A 17,353-nucleotide genomic window follows, 5' to 3' on the forward strand; every position below is an offset into this window, starting at 1 on the left:
GGCGGACGCGGATGCACCGCTCTGAAGGGACGTCCGAAATCCTCCGACGATCGGCGGTCGGCGCACGGTCACGGTTGCGGATTCTCCGCGTCGTAGTGGCGGAAACGGGGGTTGAGGCGGACGAGAAGGCCCACGAGGGCGAGGATGACCAAGCCGCCGAGCAAGGGCGGGAACCACAGCGCCACGAGGGTCGCCAGGGTGCCGGCGTACAGTGCTCCCACGCGCGGTCCGCCGGTGACGACGACGATGAACACGCCCTGAAGGCGGCCGCGGATGTTGTCGGGGACGGCGGCCTGCAGCATCGTCGATCGGAAGATCGAGCTGACGTTGTCGGCGGCGCCGGCGAGCACCAGGGTCACCATGGCCGCGATGATGAGCGCGGTGTTCGCGGAGTTCTCGTTGACCTCGGATGGCGCGAAAATCCCGAAGGCCGCGGCGGCGAGAACGCCGCCGAACATCGCCATGGCGACGCCATACGCGAGGATGGCCCGCTCGATCCCGAGCCCCTGGCGTCGGACGCGTCCGACCGGGCCGGAGAACAGGCTCGACAGGAGGACCCCTCCCGCCACCGCAGAAGTGAGGGCGCCTGTCGTGATCGCGCCGCCTCCCAGCAGCACGGCACCGATCGCGGGGAAGAGGGCGAGGGGGTGCCCGAAGGTCATCGCCACGATGTCGAGCAGGAACTGCAGGCGGATGTTCGAGGCGCGGCGGAGGAACTGCCATCCGTCACGGAGCGACTGCAGACCCGCCTTGACCGAGTCTCCTTCCGGCGCGATCTTCGGAAGGGTCCACAGACCCAGGAACAGCCCGAGCATCAGGATGACGTCGATCGTGTACGTCCACGCGTACCCCGTGAATGCGACCAGCACGCCGGCGAGCGCCGGTCCTGCCATGACCATCGCCCCGGCGGAGATGCCCTGGAGCGCTGCGGCGGCCGGAAGCAGGTCGCGCGTGATGAGGCGCGGCACAATGGCGGCCCGGGTGGCCATCACGACCGAGTTCGCGGCGGAATTGACCACGCTCAGCACGTAGAGCCACCACACGGTCTCTCCGCCGGTCCAGGCGAGGACCGACAAAAGCACCGTGGAGCTGAAGGTCACCGACGCGGCCAGGAGGGCCACGATCCGGCGGTCGAACGCGTCCGCGAGCATCCCGCCATAGAGGCCCGCGACGACCATCGGCAACAGCCCCGCCACGGCGATCATCGACACCGCGAACGTGTCACCGGTGAGCTCGTAGACGTGCAGCATGACGGCCACGACGGTCAGCTGGCCGCCGAGCCCCGCCAGTGCCGAGCCTGCCCAGAGGCGCGCGAACGCCGGGGTGCGCAACGGCCGGAGGTCGACGAAGTGATCGCGACGCAGACCACGGGCCCGAGCCGGACGACCCGCGCTCACGCGGCTGTGGCGCGGACGGCGGGGGAGGGTCGGCGCATCCCTCCAGGCTAACCGGCGCTGGCCGCGGCCCGGTCGCCGCGGGATCCGTTCGCTGGTAGTCTTAGGAGGTTGCCGTTGGATCGGCCGCGGAGAAAGAGAGCCCACGGATAAGCCGTCGGGCGCCGCGCAACAAGCTGAAAGGGGATCCCATCTATGCCACTCGAGTCAGACGCTAAGAAGGCGATCATGGAAGAGTACGCGACGCACCCCGGTGACACCGGATCCCCCGAGGTGCAGGTCGCGATGCTGACGCAGCGCATCAAGGACCTCACCGAGCACCTCAAGGAGCACAAGCACGACCACCACTCACGTCGTGGTCTGTTCTTGATGGTGGGTCAGCGCCGTCGTCTGCTCGGCTACCTCCAGGACATCGACATCGCGCGTTACCGCACGCTGATCGAGCGTCTGGGGCTCCGCCGCTAGTCGCAACCAGCGCACAATCGCTTTCTCGAAGGGCCGTCCCAGGTGTGGGACGGCCTTTCGCTTTGCGTTCGGGCGGCATCCTTGTGAATGCCCGGAGGCGCGGATACGTTGTGGATGCCGGTGGAATCCGGGCGACGTCCTTCGGCTCGTGAGGAGGTGCTCCGCATGAATTACGGGATCAGCATCCTCTTCCGCGTCATTCCTCTGCTGATGGGCGCCGTCTGTCTGGGGTTCGGGCTGTACGTCCTCAGCGGCGGCAGCGACGCGGGTCATTTCGTCGCAGGGCACGTGCTGACCGCGTTGACGGCCATTTGCATCGCACTGTTCACCACGGCGGCGATGATCATCCGTCAATTGACGAACACCTTCGCGCCGGCGTGGAAGGTCGTTCTCCCCACGGTGGGCTACGGGGTCGCGCTCGCGACAGCCGGCTGGGGTCTCTGGCTCCGATCGGACGCGACGTCTGCTCCCTCGTTCGTCGCCGGTCACGTCGTGTTCGGGGTCGGGCTGGTTGCAGCCTGCGTCTCGACCGTCGGTGCCGCATCCAGCGCGTTCACGCTGATCCCGCGGAACGGCGCGGGTAGTCGCAGCGACGGCGCGCCCGCGGAGGCCTACAGCAGGTCGGCGGCCTGGGCGCTGCTCAGCGTGCCCGTCGCAGCGACGTTCATCGCCGGAGCCTGGGCGGTCGTGCTGCTGGCAGGTGGGGCGCAGGCTGATCACTATGTCGCCGGGCACGTGCTGCTCGGACTGACCGCGATCTGCTCGAGTCTCATCGCACTGGTGGGCACCGTCGTGCGACAGGTGCGCAATCAGTTCGACGAACAGGAGCGCTGGTCGTGGTCGATCTGGGTGCTGATCATGGGAACCAGCACCATCGTGTGGGGGCTGTTCGTACTGTTCGGCTCGAACCGTCCGGAGCGGATCGCACCTGGCTGCATCCTGATCGGTCTCGGCTTGATCTGCTTCAGCATCATCTCGAAGGTCTGGCTGCTCGCCTCGGTATGGCGCCGTGACTTCCCGCTGGCCAACAGAGTGCCGATCATCCCGATCATGACCTGTCTGACCTGCCTCTTCTTCGCGGCGTTCCTGGCGGAGGCGGCCACGACCGACCCGAACTTCTTCGTTCCCGCCCGCGTCCTCACAGGGCTCGGGGCGGTCTGCTTCACGCTGTTCTCCATCGTCTCGATCCTCGAGGCGGGCACCTCGAAGGACTCCTGACCCGCTCTGGCCTCGTCCCGTGGCCCTGTCGCCCCCGCCGCCGAGACTGCAACCGAACGAGGCCGCCTTGCAGCCTCGCGGCCGAGAGCGCGGCCGAGAGCGCGGTCGAGAGGGAGGGCGCGAGGGAGCGCGGGGGAGCGTGCGCGAGCGTCAGGAAGACGCGGATGCGGCGGCTCGTGCGGCGACGAGGTCGGCGTGGTGGATGGCGGCGACGTCGGGGTGCGCGCGCAGGCGCGACTTCAGCGCGTTCTCTCCGTAGGTGGCGTGGATCGGGTTCGACGGGTCGTCCGTCACGCCCCGCGCCTCAGCGGCCAGTTCGGCGGGAAGCTGGATGATCGGCAGCGTCGCGTCCAGCGCCGGATTGAAGAAGAACGGCACCGAGATCCGCTCGCCGGGGTAGCGCGGCGAGATGACGCGGTGGTTCGTGGCCGTCAGGTAGCCCTGCGTGGCGTACTCGAGCAGCTCGCCGATGTTCACCACGAATGCGCCGGGCACGGGCGGAGCATCCACCCATTCCCCCTCGCGCTGCACCTGCAGGCCGCCCTTGCCCGGCTCGACCCACAGGAGGGTGAGGACGCCGGAGTCCTTGTGCGCGCCCACTCCCTGCTGCGGCGTCGGGTCTTCCTTACCGGGGTAGCGGACGATCTTGATGAGCGTGGACGGTTCGCCGAAGTGCCGATCGAAGTACGAATCCTCGGCCCCCAGCGACAGCGCCCATGCGCGCAGGAGCTTGCGTGCCACGCCCGTGAGGTGGTCGTGCCATTCCGTGACCACGTCGCGCAGTTCGGGCTGAGCATCAGGCCACAGGTTCGGCCCGATGAGCCGCGCGTAATCGGGCGCGTCAGGTTCGGTGACCGGCTGGCGTTCGGGACCGATGTCGATCTGCTCGCGCCAGTCGACCTTGCCCTGCGTCCGTTCACCGCCGACACGCGTGTAGCCGCGGAAATGCGGGCTCTGCACGTTCTCGATCGCCAGCTTGTCAGCCTCGGGGAGCGCGAAGAAGTCCTTCGCGACCTGCAGCAGGCGTGCCTCCAGTTCGGGCGTCACGCCGGTGCCCACGAGATAGAAGAACCCGACGTCATGGGTCGCGGTGCGGAGCTCCTCGCGGAAGCGCTGGGCGGCTTCGGGACCCTGGTCCAGAAGCGACAGATCGAGCACGGGAAGGTTCAGGTCGGACATGCCCCGAGGTTAGATCTCCGCCGGCCCGGTGTGCACGAATGTTGCCCCGCGTTACCGGCCGTTCGGTCCGGGATCCGCCGGGAGCGGGCGCGGATCTTCCTGCGGACGGCGTGACCCCGTGGGGTCATCCTGGTGGCCTTCCCGGGTCGCCAGCCCGGGATCCGCGAACAGCCAGCTCGGCCGGGGTTCCACCAGCACCCGGAACACCCGGCGCACCGGGCGGGTCGCCAGCCCCAACGCGATGAGGACGCTGGCGACGATCACGATCGGCAGCCACAGCCACGTCGGCTCGAGGTCGCGCAGCACACCCGACTCGCGGAACGGATACAGCACGAACGAGTGCAGCAGATAGACGTACATCGTGTACCTGCCGAAGTGCGTCCACCACGTCTGCCGTCGTGGCAGGAGGGTGAAGAACGCCGTGCACAGGATGACCGCGACGCCCATGAGCAGCAGACGCACCCCGCCGCCCCACCACTGCGGCCCGACGAGAACGGAGTATGCGTCGTCGTAGAACAGCCAGGTCCGGAGGTCGACCCCGCGCCAGACGTCCACGAAGAACCAGCTGACGAGAGCTCCGATGACGAAGGCTGCGATCGATGCCGCGACGGCCCACCACGGCCGGCGGCCGAGAAGATGCAGCCTCTCGACGATGTCGTGCTCACGCAGCCACCAGCCCAGGGTGAAGAAGGGCAGCAGTCCGAGAGTACGGGTGAGTGCGAACGTGGAGTCGATGTTGGGGAGGTAGCCCACGCCGATGGAGATCACGACCGTCCACAGCAGCGGCCAGCGCAGCAGCGCGAGGTAGGGCAGCACGAGGCGGAAGATGCCGAGCGCGAGGAGGAACCACAGCGTCCAGGACGGCTGGGTGAGGTTGGGGTTCGCCTGGCCCTCGACGAGCCACTTCGTCATCGTCCACAGGGCTTCGAAGATGACATACGGGACCACGATGTCGGTCAGGATGCGCGCCATCTGCAGTGGGGTGGGTGCTCCGGACTTCGAGAAGTACCCGGAGATCAGCGCGAAGGCCGGTATATGGAAGGCGTACACGAGGAGATAGAACGCAAGAGCGACATCGGAGTCGTAGGTCAGGCGCTGTGTCGCGTGGCCGAGGACGACGAGCACGATGCACGCGAAGCGAGCGTTGTCCCAGAAGGGCACGCGTCGCCGCGGGCGCGCCGGGGTCACGGTGCCGGTGGGGGATTCCGGGTCGGCGGGGGCGGAGGCGTCGCTCATCTCGGCGTCACACTATCTCGCCCGATCGACGCGCCGACCCCCCTTGCACGGACGGCGAAGCGATACTGTACCGCCGATGACCACTCTCGATGATGCCGTGAGCCGCGACCGAGCGTTGTCGGACCTCGATTGGCGCGTGCTGCCGGTCGGCGCCGAGAGCGATGTGTTCGCGGCACCCAGTGGTGCCATCGCGCGCGTGGCCATGGGCTCGGGGGAGCGCGGCCGCATCGTGCTCGTTCCTGGCGCGACCGGCTCGAAGGAAGACTTCACCCTCATGCTCCCGCTGCTCGCCGACGCGGGGTACCGCGCCGAAGCCTTCGACCTCGCGGGGCAGTATGAGTCCTATCGGGCAGGTCCTGAGCGTCTGCATCCGCCGCGCGCGCACTACGACTACGACCTCTTCGTCGATGATCTCATCGCGGTGCTCGAGGACGACACGGCGCCCGCGCACGTCGTGGGGTACTCCTTCGCGGGCCTCGTCGGGCAGGTGACCCTCTCTCGGCGTCCCGACCTGTTCGCCTCCCTGACGTTGCTCTCGACGCCCCCCGCGACGGGCAACGTTTTCCGAGGGATCAAGCACATCGGGCGGCTGAGTCCGCTGGCATCCCCTCACCGCGGGGCGACGCTGATGCTGTGGGGCATCCGCAACAACCTCAACGGCGTCTCGCCCAGGCGGATTGCGTTCGTGCGCGAACGTTTCGCGCTCACCCGCCGGAGCAGCGTCGACGACATCGTGGGCCTGATGATGCGCATGCCCGACGTCGCCCGGGAAGTGCGGGATGCGGAGGTGCCGCTCCTGTCCGCGGTCGGTTCGCACGATCTGTGGCCCACCGCCCAGCACCGCGCGTACGCCCAGCGCATCGGCGCGCGCTTCGCCGTGTACGACACCGGTCACAGCCCGTGCGAAACCACTCCGCACCAGGTGGTGCGCGATCTGCTCGCCCTGTTCGCGACCGCGTGAGCGGGAATAACCTCAGGAGCGACGCGTTACACGAGGTATATTCACGCGCATATAATCTGAGCGCGGGACGACACGGGAGAGAACGTGAACGACAAAACGTGGCCGGGCATGCAGTTCGGCATCATGACGGTGAGCGATATCACCGAAGATCCCACGACCGGCCAGACGCCCAGCGAGGCGGAGCGCATCCAGGCCACCCTGACCATCGCCAAGCACGCGGAGGAGGTGGGCCTCGACGTCTTCGCGCTGGGGGAGCACCACAACCCGCCCTTCTGGTCCTCGTCACCGACCACGACCCTCGCGTACATCGCGGCGCAGACCGAGCGCCTCATCCTCACCACCTCCACGACCCTCATCACCACGAACGACCCGGTGAAGATCGCCGAGGACTTCGCGATGCTGCAGCACGTGTCCGGTGGACGCGTGGACCTCATGCTCGGCCGCGGCAACACCGGGCCGGTGTATCCGTGGTTCGGGAAGGACATCCGTCAGGGTCTGCCGCTGACCATCGAGAACTACGACCTCCTGCACCGCTTGTGGAGTGAGGATGTCGTGGACTGGGAAGGGAAGTTCCGCACCCCGCTGCAGGGCTTCACCTCGACCCCGCGTCCGCTGGACGGCGTGCCGCCCTTCGTCTGGCACGGCTCCATCCGCACGCCGGAGATCGCCGAGCAGGCCGCGTTCTACGGAAACGGGTTCTTCGCGAACAACATCTTCTGGCCGAAGGAGCACTATCAGCGCCTGATCACGCTGTACCGGGAGCGTTTCGCGCATTACGAGCACGGCACGCCCGAGCAGGCGATCGTCGGGCTCGGCGGGCAGGCGTTCATGCGTGCGAAGTCGCAGGACGCCGTTCGCGAGTTCCGCCCGTACTTCGACAACGCCCCCGTGTACGGCCATGGCCCGAGCCTCGAGGACTTCACCGAGATGACCCCGCTCACGGTGGGCTCGCCCCAGCAGGTCATCGACCGATACGCCGGCATGCGGGACGCGTATGGGGACTACCAGCGCCAGCTGTTCCTGATGGATCACGCGGGTCTTCCGCTGAAGACGGTGCTCGAGCAGCTCGACATCCTCGGCGGCGAGGTCGTGCCCGTCCTCCGCAAGGAGCTCGCGCAGAACCGCCCCGCGTCGGTTCCGGATGCTCCCACCCACGCCAACCTCGTCGCCGCCGCGTACGGTGATGGCGTGCCCCGCGAGGCGCGGCCGAAGGCAAACCGCGGCGACAACCTCACCGACGGGTCGCCGTACCGCGATACCGCGGCGCGGACCGGGAGCGCGTTCGGGGCGGCTGCGAGCCGGACGGGAGCGTGACATGACCGTCCGTCGCATCGCCGTGGTGACGGCGGGGCTCTCCAACCCCTCGTCCACCCGGATGCTCGCCGACCGCCTCGCAGCGGCGGCTGTCACAGCCCTTCGGGCAACGACCACCGCATCCGACCCCGACGGGATCGATGCTGAGGTCGATGTGTTCGAGTTGCGCGACTACGCGCATGACATCACGAACAACCTCCTCACCGGGTTCGCCGCGCCGGGCCTCGAGTCCATGATCAACGCCGTGGTGTCGGCGGACGCGATCATCGCGGTCACGCCGATCTTCTCCACGAGCTATTCGGGATTGTTCAAGTCGTTCGTCGACATCCTCGACCCCGACGCCCTCGCCGGAGTGCCTGTGCTGCTCGGGGCGAACGCCGGCACCCCGCGGCACTCGCTCGCGATCGACTATGCGCTGCGTCCGCTGTTCACCTATCTGCACGCCAACCCCGTGCCGACGGGCGTCTTCGCCGCATCCAGCGACTGGGGAGCCAGCGCGGACGAGGTCGCCCCACTGGGCTCGCGGGTCGATCGGGCGGCCAGGGAGCTCGCTGCGGCCATCGCCGCCCGGGAGCCTGCCCGGGAGGACGATCCCTACGACCCGTCCTCCTACCTCGGGGAAGGGCGCTCGTTCGGGCATCTTCTCGGCGGCCTGGCGGGGGAGTAGCCGGCGTGGAGCGCATCGTCAAGGAGCGCGCCGACGCACCCGAGGGCTTCTTCGAGGCCGAGGCGGCGGGCCTGCAGTGGCTCGCCGCGGCCGGCGGCGCCCGGTTCGCGCGGGTCCTGGAGGTCGGTCCCGGGCGCATCGTTCTCGAGCGGGTGCGTCAGGGCGAACCGGATGCGGTGTCTGCCGCGGCGTTCGGGAGGGCGCTGGCCGATACGCACGCCGCGGGCGCGGAGGCCTTCGGCGCTCCGCCGGAGGGATGGACCGGCCCGACCTTCATCGGCCGGCGTCGCCAGCCCGCCGAGCCGACGGCGACGTGGGGGGCGTTCTATGCCGCGCAGCGTGTGATGCCGTTCGTGCCGGCGGCTGTGGATGCCGGCAACCTGACGGTCGACGAAGCCCGTGGGGTCGAGCGGGCGTGCGCCATCATCGCCTCCGGCACCTTCGACGACGGCGACCCGCCGGCGCGCCTCCACGGCGACCTGTGGAACGGCAATGTCCTGTGGTCGCGCGAGGGCGTCGTCCTCATCGACCCGGCAGCGCACGGCGGACATCGCGAGACCGACCTGGCGATGCTCGAACTGTTCGGATGCCCGTTCCTCGACGTCTCGCGCGCTGCCTACGACGAGCGCCGTCCCCTGCGGGCGGGCTGGCGCGACCGCATCCCGGTGCACCAGCTGCATCCCCTGGCGGTGCATGCCGCCGGGCATGGCCGCTCGTACGGGCGGGCTCTGGCCGATGCGGCCGCGCGCACGATCGCCCTGGCCGGCTGAAGGGCTCTGCGTTCGGGCCGAAAGGCGGCCCCGGGAAAGCTCCGGTCAGCCGCTCTTGCGGCGGAATTCCCGCTTGGAGCTCGCCGCGCCGTGGGTGCCATGGACGGGCGAGTCGCCGTCCAGGTGTGCCTCGCCATTGCGGTTGGCGGCGTTCTTCTTGTCGAGCGCTTCGCGGAACTTGCGCTTCATCTCATCGGATGCTGCGCCCGCGGGTTTGCCTTCACTGCTCATATCCCTAGCCTAGGCGGGCACTTCGCGTGAGTACACCGCACGGGGCGGCGGGGTTCGTCCCGCTCGCATGCCGTGCCGGGCGTGCGCTCGCCGTTCCCGGGGGAGTCCTCAGCCGGGACGGAGGCGCTCCTGATACGCTGATGTCGGTTACCGAATTCGGTACCCCGCTCAATTTCATATGAGCTGCGGAGCAGGCCGGCAGACGCTGGTCCCCTGTGGTGGATCCCCATCCGTGTCGGATGGTGGTCGTCTACTGGTGGCCAGTCGCCCGGTACCGCGCCGACTTGTCGTCGCGCGCCCTTTCTGCCTGTTCCTGCTCCTTCGAATGCCTCGCCCGTCATACGGACGCGCGAGTCTAAACAAAGAAGGAGGGACCTCTTGGAAGGTCCAGAAATCACCGCCGCTGAAGCCGTTCTCGATAACGGCCGTTTCGGCACCCGCACTGTCCGGTTCGAGACCGGCCGTCTGGCGCAGCAGGCCCAGGGCGCCGTCGCCGCGTACCTCGACGAAGAGACCATGATTCTCTCGGCGACCAGCGCCGGCAAGCACCCGCGTGAAGGATTCGACTTCTTCCCGCTCACCGTCGACGTCGAAGAGCGCTCGTACGCCGCCGGAAAGATCCCCGGCTCGTTCTTCCGTCGCGAGGGACGCCCGTCCACCGAGGCGATCCTCGTCTGCCGTCTCATCGACCGGCCGCTTCGTCCGTCCTTCGTCGAGGGGCTCCGCAACGAGGTCCAGATCGTTGTGACGATCCTCTCGATCGCGCCCGGCGAGTTCTACGACGCGCTGGCGATCAACGCCGCATCCCTGTCGACGCAGATCTCCGGTCTGCCGTTCTCCGGTCCGATCGCCGGTGTGCGCCTCGCGCTCATCCCCGGCTCGGGCGAGCACGCCGACCAGTGGATCGCGTTCCCGACCGCGGCGCAGCTCGAGACCGCCGTTTTCGACCTGATCGTCGCCGGCCGTGTCATCACGGACGCCGACGGCAAGGACGATGTCGCGATCATGATGGTCGAGGCCGAAGCCACCGAAGGCAGCTGGAACCTGATCAAGGGCGGCGCTACCAAGCCGAACGAGCAGGTCGTCGCCGAGGGCCTCGAGGCGTCGAAGCCGTTCATCAAGGAGCTCGTCGCGGCGCAGAACGTCGTGGCGAACACCGCGGCCAAGCCCATCAAGGACTTCCCCGTCTTCCTGCCTTACAGCAAGGAGACCTACGACTTCGTCGCCGGCCTCGCCTACGACAAGCTCGTGCCGATCTACCAGATCGCCGACAAGATCGAGCGTCAGAACGCCGACGACGAGCTGAAGGATGCTGTGAAGGCTGAGCTTCTCGCCGCCGTCGAAGCGGGCCGACTGCCTGCCGTCGCGACCCTGGAGTTCTCGGCCGCCTACAAGTCGGTCACGAAGCTGATCGTGCGCAGCCGGATCCTCACCGAGGGCGTGCGCATGGACGGCCGCGGCCTGGCGGACATCCGTCCGCTGGACGCAGAGGTGCAGGTCATCCCGCGCGTGCATGGCTCGGCGATCTTCCAGCGCGGTGAGACCCAGATCCTGGGCGTCACCACGCTGAACATGCTCAAGATGGAGCAGCAGATCGACTCGCTGTCGCCGGTGACGCGCAAGCGTTACATGCACCACTACAACTTCCCGCCGTACTCGACCGGTGAGACCGGCCGTGTGGGAAGCCCCAAGCGCCGCGAGATCGGGCACGGCTTCCTGGCCGAGCGCGCCCTCGTGCCCGTGCTGCCCAGCCGCGAGGAGTTCCCGTACGCGATCCGTCAGGTCTCCGAGGCGCTGGGCTCCAACGGCTCGACGTCGATGGGCTCCGTATGCGCTTCGACCCTGTCGCTGCTGAACGCCGGTGTGCCGCTGCGCGCGCCGGTCGCCGGTATCGCCATGGGCCTGGTGACCGACCAGGTCGACGGCCAGACGCGCTACGCCGCGCTGACCGACATCCTGGGCGCCGAAGACGCCCTCGGTGACATGGACTTCAAGGTCGCCGGTACGAGCGAGTTCGTCACGGCGATCCAGCTCGACACGAAGCTCGACGGCATCCCGTCGTCGGTGCTCACGGCCGCGCTGCAGCAGGCGCACGAGGCACGGCTCACGATCCTCGGTGTGCTCAACGCCGCGATCGACGCGCCGGATGAGATGGCGCCCACGGCCCCGCGCGTGATCAGCGTGCAGATCCCCGTCGACAAGATCGGCGAGCTCATCGGCCCCAAGGGCAAGACGATCAACTCGATCCAGGACGCCACCGGCGCCGACATCTCCATCGAGGAGGACGGCACCGTCTACATCGGCGCGACCGACGGCCCGTCGGCTGAGGCCGCGCGTGCCCAGGTCAACGCGATCGCGAACCCGACCAACCCGGAGATCGGCGAGCAGTTCCTCGGAACCGTCGTCAAGATCGCGACGTTCGGTGCGTTCATCTCGCTCCTGCCCGGCAAGGACGGCCTGCTGCACGTCAGCGAGGTTCGCAAGCTCGCCGGCGGCAAGCGTGTCGAGAACGTCGAAGACGTCCTCTCGGTCGGTCAGAAGATCCTCGTGAAGATCACGAAGATCGATGACCGCGGCAAGCTCTCGCTCGAGCCGGTCGTCGAAGAGGCCTCCGACACCGAGGCTCCGGCTGACGCCCCGGCTGAGGCGACCGTCGAGGTCTGATCCGCAAGAACAACGATGCCCGTCCCGCCTGTGCGGGGCGGGCATCGTCTTGCGCAAAGCGTTATGCAATGTTTACCGACGGGCGCGCTCAATCGGCGGGAGTGTCCGAGGCAGGACATAGCCTCGTAATACGCGCCGGAGCGCGCGGTTTCAGATTGGATCCGTGCTCGCCGGCCTCACCCTGGGAGCGCACCATGTCGGGCTTGAGCGTCGGTCAACCGGCCTCTGTGAGCTTGCGCCCGCCTGCTCCCTCGCACCCTTCCGCTCCCATCCCCGTGCAGGGACCCGCCCTCGGCGAGGCCGTCCGGGTGCCGCTGGGGGAGTCGGGTCTCGACGTCTTCCCCCTCGCCTTGGGGGGTGCAGAGTTCGGGTGGAACGTCGATGTCGAAGCCAGTCACGGCATCCTGGACACCTACTTGGAGCTCGGCGGCAACATGCTGCACACGGCCGACAGCTTCTCGGCGGGGCGAAGCGAGTACATCATCGGGCAATGGATGCGCTCGCGCGGGACACGCGACGAAGTGGTGGTCGCCGTTCGCGTCGGGCGTCATCCCGATAACCCCGGCCTCGGTTCGGTGAACCTCGTCCGCGCCGTGGAAGCGTCGCTGACCCGCCTCGGGACCGACCGCATCGACGTGCTCTACCTCGATGCGAAAGCCGCCGACCCGGTTCCCCTGGAAGACACCCTCGCGACCTCGGAGTGGCTGGTCGAGTCGGGCAAGGTCCGCACCGTCGGCGCGTACGGCTACACGGCGGCGCAGCTCGTGGAAGCCCGCATCCTGGCGGCGGCTGGGTACCCTCGCATCACCGTGCTCGACGTGCCGTACAACGTGGTTCGCCGCGACGAGTTCGATGGCGATCTGCGCCTCGTGGCCGGCGCTCAGGGCATGGCCGTGACGCCGTCGCACGCCCTCGAGCACGGGTTCCTCGCCGGTGCGCAGCGGCGACGTTCGCGCGATGTGCGCTCGGTGCGCGGCGCGCAGATGGCGGCCAGCCTCACTCGTCGCGGCACCCGCACGCTCCGCGCTCTCGACGCGCTTGCCGCGGAACTGAGCGTTCCGGTCGCCGCCGTGGCGGTCGCGTGGCTGCTGGCAGAGCGCATCGTCACCGCCCCCATCGTCAACGCCTTCGCACCCGAGCACGTCGAAGAACTCGTGCAGGGCGTCGGTGTCCGGCTGAGCCGCGCCCAGCTGTCCGACATCGCGCGCGCGATCGCCTGAAGCGCGGCGCGCCGACTTCTCCCGTCCCCTCCCGTCGCCCCTGTCGTAGGGTGGGAGGGTGCTTCCGAGCATGCCGACCGACGACGAAGCGAGCTGACGTGACGCACTACATCTACCTCGTGCGCCACGGCGAGCATCTCGACGCTGAGCACGGTCTGGTCGACGGGCCGTTGTCGCCGCGCGGTCTCCGGCAGGCGGCCGCCCTGGCGGATCGCCTCTCCGGCGTGCCCCTCGATGCGGTCTGGCACTCCCCTCTGCAGCGGGCCGAACAGACCGCTGTGGCCGTTGCTGAGCGGTTGCAGGCGATCTCACCGACACCGTCCGCGCTGCTGTTCGACTGCATCCCCACGGGGATGACAAGCGAGACTCCTTCCGCCTACGAGCCCTTCTTCGGCGCAGTGACGGAGGCCGAGATCGAGGCCGGCGGCGCGCAGATGGCGGACGCGACGGCGGAATTCCTCGCCCGCCGCTCGGGCGAGGTGCACGAGCTCTTGATCACGCACAACTTCGTGATCGGATGGTTCGTCCGCGAGGTTCTGCAGGCCCCCGACTGGCGATGGATGACCCTCAACCAGGCGCATTGCGGGCTGAGCGTCATTGCTCAGAAGCCCGGACGTCCCTGGACGCTGCTCGCCCACAACGACCTGGCCCACCTGCCCGTCGAGCTGCGCACCGGCCTCCCCGAGCCGAGCCCGGTCTAGCGCCCAGCCAGCAGGCCCGTTCGCGAAACCATACGTCCTCGACGAGCTCACATCCCGTCGGCATCCACCCGGGTGTTCTCGCCGAACGATATGTCCTCGCGCCCCGCGGCGGACGGTCGAGGCGAGAGCAACGCGCGGGCGACCCGGTGGGGCGCTCAGGCGAGGGGCTTGGCGTACCAGCGCGTCGCGTTGGTGTTGTCGTTGTACGGCTCGGTGGGGACGTAGCCCGACCGCTCGTAGAGCGATCCGGCCGCATCCAGGGTGTGATGGGTATCGAGCACCATCTCGGCTCCGCCGGCCTCGACGGCGCGCCGCTCGAGATCCTGCAGCAGCATGCGCCCCCAGCCGCGGCCGCGTCCGGCGTCGCACACATAGAGGTGCTTGACCTCGAATCGCGGGCCCAGCGGTCCGTCGGGGAGGCGGCGGATGCCGGCGCACCCGGCAGGCTCTTCGCCGTCGTACAGCACGAGGAAGACGCCGTCGGGATCTTGGAAGGAGTCGGGAGAGGGGAAGACCGTTCGGTAGCCGCCGCCGGGGAAGATCGAGGCGCGAAGGGCGAAGTACTCCTCCAGCAGCGCGTGGGCGTGGGGGGAGTCGACGCTCACGGGACGGATCGTGACCATGCTCCGAGGGTAGGCCACTTAGGGTGGGACCATGACGACGCGCGTGGCTCTCGTGGGCGGAACCGGCAAGCTGGGCAGCGTCATCCGATCCGTGATCGACGACGCGCCCGATTTCGAGGTGACCTCGATCCTCACCTCGTCCTCGAGTCTGGATGAGCTCGCGGGCGCCGACCTGGTGGTGGATGCCTCCTCCACCGTTGTCTCCATCGACGTCGTGCGGGCCGCGATCGCGCGGGGCATCAACCTCCTCGTCGGCACGTCGGGGTGGTCAAGCGAACGCATAGCGCTCATCCGCCCCCTCGTGGATGCGGCCGGCACCGGCGCCGTGTTCATCCCGAACTTCTCGCTCGGATCGGTCGTCGGAAGCGCCCTCGCCGCCGCAGCGGCGCCGCATTTCCCGTCGATCGAGATCGTGGAAGCGCACCGCGAGACCAAAGTCGATTCGCCGAGCGGCACGGCTGTCCGCACGGCGGAGATCATCGCCGCGGCCCGCTCCGGTGTGGGGCCGGTCGAATCGCCCCACGTCGACCAGCGAGCCCGTGGTCAGCAGGTCGCCAGCGTGCCGATCCATTCGCTGCGCCGACCGGGCGTGGTCGCGCGGCAGGAGGTCGTGCTCTCCGGGGCCGGAGAGTCCTTGACGATCGTGCACGACACCGTCGACCCGGCCCTCGCGTACGCCCCCGGCATCCGGATCGCGCTCACCGCTGCGCGCGACGCGGTGGGGGTCACGGTCGGACTCGACAGCTTCATCGACGTCGGTATCCGCATCCCGTCCCCGCGCGTCGACGGTCCCGCGCCGGTCGAGGGCGGCTCAGGGCAGGTGGCGGGCGGAACCGGCCTGTGACCGCGCGCATCGGCGTCGCGCTGATGGCAGCGGTCCTGCTGCTGTACATCGTGCTGGTGGGTCAGCGGGCGTGGCTGTTGCTGATCAGCGGGGATGGCATCGGGATCGCCCTGGGCGTCGCGCTCCTCGTGCTGCCGTTGCTCGCCGCGTGGGCTCTGGGTCGCGAACTGTGGTTCGGATGGCGCGCAGACCGGCTCGGTCGGCGGCTCGAAATCGACAATGCGCTTCCCGACGACTCCGTGGCGGTGCGTCCGAGCGGCCGTGTGGTGCGTGAGGACGGCGACGCTGTCTTCCCGCAGTACCGGGCCGAGGTGGAGGAGAGTCCGGAGGACTGGCGGGCGTGGTACCGCCTGGGTCTGGCGTACGACGCGGCATCCGATCGCCGCCGGGCGCGCGAGGCGATCCGCCGTGCCATCCAGCTCGAGGGGACGGAGCGCCGCGGCACCCGATGAGGGATGCGGCGCCTCAGGCCGCCGGGGGAACCACGGCCGCGATCGCCGAATCGACGGTCTGGTGGGTGAAGCGGAATCCGCCCCGCTCCAGCACTTCGGGGACGACATCGGCGTCGGAGGTGAGGATCGCCTCGGTCGCGTCGGATCCGAGCACCAGCCGCAGCGCCCACGCCGGGGCGCGCAGCACGTAGGGCCGGTTCATCCGCAGCGCGAGTGCGAAGCCGAGGTCGTTGGCTGTCGCGCGAGTGGGACCGACGAGGTTGACGGGGCCTTCCAGCCCCTCGTCCATCACATGGCGGATGGCGCGGACCTCGTCCACGAGCGAGATCCAGGGCCAGACCTGGGTGCCTCGTCCGATGGGGCCGGCCAGTCCGAGCCGGGTGAGCAGGAGAAGCGGCTTGAGCACCCCGTCCGGGTGCACGAGCGGCGCTGTCCGGAGGAGAGCGACACGGGCGTGCGAACCGGCCGCGCGGGCGGCGTTCTCCCACTCGCCGCAGAGGTCGGCGAGGAACCCCTCCCCGCGGGGCGATTCTTCGGTGAGTCGACGACCGGGCACCGACCCGTAGTACCCGACGGCGGACGCGGAGACGAAAGCCGGAGCATCCGCCCCCAGCGCGCGAAGCGCCGTGGCGAGCGTGCGGGTCGGGGTGATGCGCGACCACAACAGGGTGCTCTTATACCGCGGCGTCCACGGGAAGCGGCCGATGCTTGCGCCGTTGAGCGCAACGACGGCGTCGGCGCCGGCGAGCACGTCCGGATCGAGCGGTTCCGGACCGGTCAGCCATTCCACCTCGCCCGGTGCCGCCGCGGGACGGCGCACGAGGGTGGTGACCTCGATGCCGTCGGCGCGCAGGCTGTCGGCGAGGGCGCTTCCGATGAGGCCGGAAGCGCCCGCGACGACGACACGGCGGGTGTCAGGCAAGCGTTGCCTCGAGGGTGATCTCGATGCCGGCGAGGGCCTGCGAGACGGGGCAGTTGGCCTTGGCCTCCGCGGCGATGCGCTCGAACGTCTCGGCGTCGATGCCCGGGACGACGGCGTTCACGTTGAGGTGGCTGCCGCTGATGCCGGTGCCGGGCTTGAAGGTCACGGATGCCGTCGCATCCACCGACTCCGGCGGGGTGCCGTTCTGCGCGAGGGCATGCGACAGCGCCATGCTGAAGCAGGCGGAGTGCGCGGCGGCGAGGAGCTCTTCCGGGGTCGTCACCGATGTGGACCCCTCGCTGCGAGCCTTCCAGTTGACGTCGAAGGTTCCGGCGCCGGAGGTGGCAAGCGCCACCTGGCCCGATCCCTCCATGAGACTGCCTCTCCAGGCGGTGCGGGCTTCGCTCGTGACGGTCATGGAATACCTCCCGGGTCGACGGTGGCACCGCGTCGGGCGGTGTCGGTGCGAGCCTAATCGGACGGCGCGGGGGA

General features: G+C 69.0%; 18 protein-coding genes. 11 read left to right on the plus strand and 7 right to left on the minus strand.

All coding sequences use genetic code 11. The annotated features are described in order from the left end of the window. Window positions 1–68: 68 nt before the first annotated feature. On the minus strand, window positions 69–1,397 hold the full coding sequence (locus AC4FS2_RS03535; RefSeq protein WP_491153464.1) for an MFS transporter: 1,329 nt from the start codon (window positions 1,395–1,397) through the stop codon (window positions 69–71). A 192-nt stretch (window positions 1,398–1,589) separates the two neighbouring features. Here AC4FS2_RS03535 and rpsO point away from each other — a divergent pair, with 192 nt between their 5' ends. Together rpsO and AC4FS2_RS03545 are read left to right on the plus strand one after the other, a co-directional pair. Beyond that, window positions 1,590–1,859, plus strand: coding sequence for a 30S ribosomal protein S15 (gene rpsO / locus AC4FS2_RS03540; RefSeq protein ID WP_491153462.1), 270 nt, complete (start codon window positions 1,590–1,592; stop codon window positions 1,857–1,859). A gap of 165 nt (window positions 1,860–2,024) precedes the next feature. Beyond that, window positions 2,025–3,077 (plus strand): DUF2776 family protein, encoded by a 1,053-nt coding sequence (locus tag AC4FS2_RS03545; RefSeq protein ID WP_491153460.1) that lies wholly within the window; start codon window positions 2,025–2,027, stop codon window positions 3,075–3,077. Between the two features lie 150 nt (window positions 3,078–3,227). On the opposite strand, the gene AC4FS2_RS03550 is transcribed toward AC4FS2_RS03545, so the two are convergent. Together AC4FS2_RS03550 and AC4FS2_RS03555 are read right to left on the minus strand one after the other, a co-directional pair. Continuing rightward, window positions 3,228–4,256, minus strand: a complete 1,029-nt coding sequence (locus AC4FS2_RS03550; RefSeq protein ID WP_491153457.1) for an isopenicillin N synthase family dioxygenase — start codon at window positions 4,254–4,256, stop codon at window positions 3,228–3,230. 51 nt (window positions 4,257–4,307) lie between these two features. Next, window positions 4,308–5,492, minus strand: coding sequence for an acyltransferase family protein (locus AC4FS2_RS03555; protein ID WP_491153456.1), 1,185 nt, complete (start codon window positions 5,490–5,492; stop codon window positions 4,308–4,310). A 76-nt stretch (window positions 5,493–5,568) separates the two neighbouring features. Here AC4FS2_RS03555 and AC4FS2_RS03560 point away from each other — a divergent pair, with 76 nt between their 5' ends. From AC4FS2_RS03560 to AC4FS2_RS03575, 4 genes are all read left to right on the plus strand, one after another. Then, window positions 5,569–6,453 (plus strand): alpha/beta fold hydrolase, encoded by an 885-nt coding sequence (locus AC4FS2_RS03560; RefSeq protein WP_491153454.1) that lies wholly within the window; start codon window positions 5,569–5,571, stop codon window positions 6,451–6,453. A 108-nt stretch (window positions 6,454–6,561) separates the two neighbouring features. Then, window positions 6,562–7,767, plus strand: coding sequence for an LLM class flavin-dependent oxidoreductase (locus AC4FS2_RS03565; RefSeq protein ID WP_491155660.1), 1,206 nt, complete (start codon window positions 6,562–6,564; stop codon window positions 7,765–7,767). Between the two features lies 1 nt (window position 7,768). After that, a complete protein-coding gene (locus AC4FS2_RS03570) occupies window positions 7,769–8,434 on the plus strand; it encodes a CE1759 family FMN reductase (RefSeq protein WP_491153453.1) in 666 nt (221 codons plus the stop codon). Window positions 8,435–8,448: 14 nt separating this feature from the next. Further along, window positions 8,449–9,204: a fructosamine kinase family protein gene (locus AC4FS2_RS03575; RefSeq protein WP_491155658.1), complete on the plus strand. Its 756-nt coding sequence runs from the start codon at window positions 8,449–8,451 to the stop codon at window positions 9,202–9,204. Window positions 9,205–9,249: 45 nt separating this feature from the next. Here the strand turns inward: AC4FS2_RS03575 and AC4FS2_RS03580 are convergent, their stop codons facing one another. Further along, window positions 9,250–9,435 carry a DUF5302 domain-containing protein gene (locus AC4FS2_RS03580; protein WP_491153451.1) on the minus strand — a complete coding sequence of 62 codons (186 nt, stop codon included), beginning with the start codon at window positions 9,433–9,435 and terminating at the stop codon, window positions 9,250–9,252. Between the two features lie 378 nt (window positions 9,436–9,813). On the opposite strand from AC4FS2_RS03580, the gene AC4FS2_RS03585 reads away from it, so the two are divergent. The 3 genes from AC4FS2_RS03585 to AC4FS2_RS03595 all read left to right on the plus strand — a co-directional run bounded on the left by AC4FS2_RS03585 (window position 9,814) and on the right by AC4FS2_RS03595 (window position 14,020). Next, complete coding sequence (locus AC4FS2_RS03585; protein WP_491153449.1) at window positions 9,814–12,099, plus strand: polyribonucleotide nucleotidyltransferase; 2,286 nt, start codon at window positions 9,814–9,816, stop codon at window positions 12,097–12,099. A gap of 194 nt (window positions 12,100–12,293) precedes the next feature. Further along, window positions 12,294–13,319: an aldo/keto reductase gene (locus tag AC4FS2_RS03590; protein ID WP_491153447.1), complete on the plus strand. Its 1,026-nt coding sequence runs from the start codon at window positions 12,294–12,296 to the stop codon at window positions 13,317–13,319. 98 nt (window positions 13,320–13,417) lie between these two features. Next, window positions 13,418–14,020 (plus strand): histidine phosphatase family protein, encoded by a 603-nt coding sequence (locus AC4FS2_RS03595; RefSeq protein WP_491153446.1) that lies wholly within the window; start codon window positions 13,418–13,420, stop codon window positions 14,018–14,020. Between the two features lie 155 nt (window positions 14,021–14,175). Here the strand turns inward: AC4FS2_RS03595 and AC4FS2_RS03600 are convergent, their stop codons facing one another. After that, a complete protein-coding gene (locus AC4FS2_RS03600; RefSeq protein ID WP_491153445.1) occupies window positions 14,176–14,643 on the minus strand; it encodes a GNAT family N-acetyltransferase in 468 nt (155 codons plus the stop codon). 31 nt (window positions 14,644–14,674) lie between these two features. On the opposite strand from AC4FS2_RS03600, the gene AC4FS2_RS03605 reads away from it, so the two are divergent. Next, window positions 14,675–15,487 carry a 4-hydroxy-tetrahydrodipicolinate reductase gene (locus tag AC4FS2_RS03605; protein ID WP_491153443.1) on the plus strand — a complete coding sequence of 271 codons (813 nt, stop codon included), beginning with the start codon at window positions 14,675–14,677 and terminating at the stop codon, window positions 15,485–15,487. After that, window positions 15,484–15,939 (plus strand): hypothetical protein, encoded by a 456-nt coding sequence (locus AC4FS2_RS03610; RefSeq protein WP_491153441.1) that lies wholly within the window; start codon window positions 15,484–15,486, stop codon window positions 15,937–15,939. Before AC4FS2_RS03605 ends, AC4FS2_RS03610 begins: the two co-directional genes overlap by 4 nt. A 13-nt stretch (window positions 15,940–15,952) precedes the next feature. Here AC4FS2_RS03610 and AC4FS2_RS03615 read toward each other — a convergent pair whose 3' ends face one another. Then, the gene (locus AC4FS2_RS03615) at window positions 15,953–16,861 is read right to left on the minus strand and encodes a TIGR01777 family oxidoreductase (protein WP_491153439.1); all 909 of its coding nucleotides are present in this window, start codon (window positions 16,859–16,861) and stop codon (window positions 15,953–15,955) included. After that, a complete protein-coding gene (locus AC4FS2_RS03620; protein ID WP_491153437.1) occupies window positions 16,854–17,279 on the minus strand; it encodes an OsmC family peroxiredoxin in 426 nt (141 codons plus the stop codon). Before AC4FS2_RS03620 ends, AC4FS2_RS03615 begins: the two co-directional genes overlap by 8 nt. Window positions 17,280–17,353 lie beyond the last annotated feature (74 nt).

The sequence above is a fragment of the Microbacterium sp. Z10_103 genome (assembly GCF_058310455.1).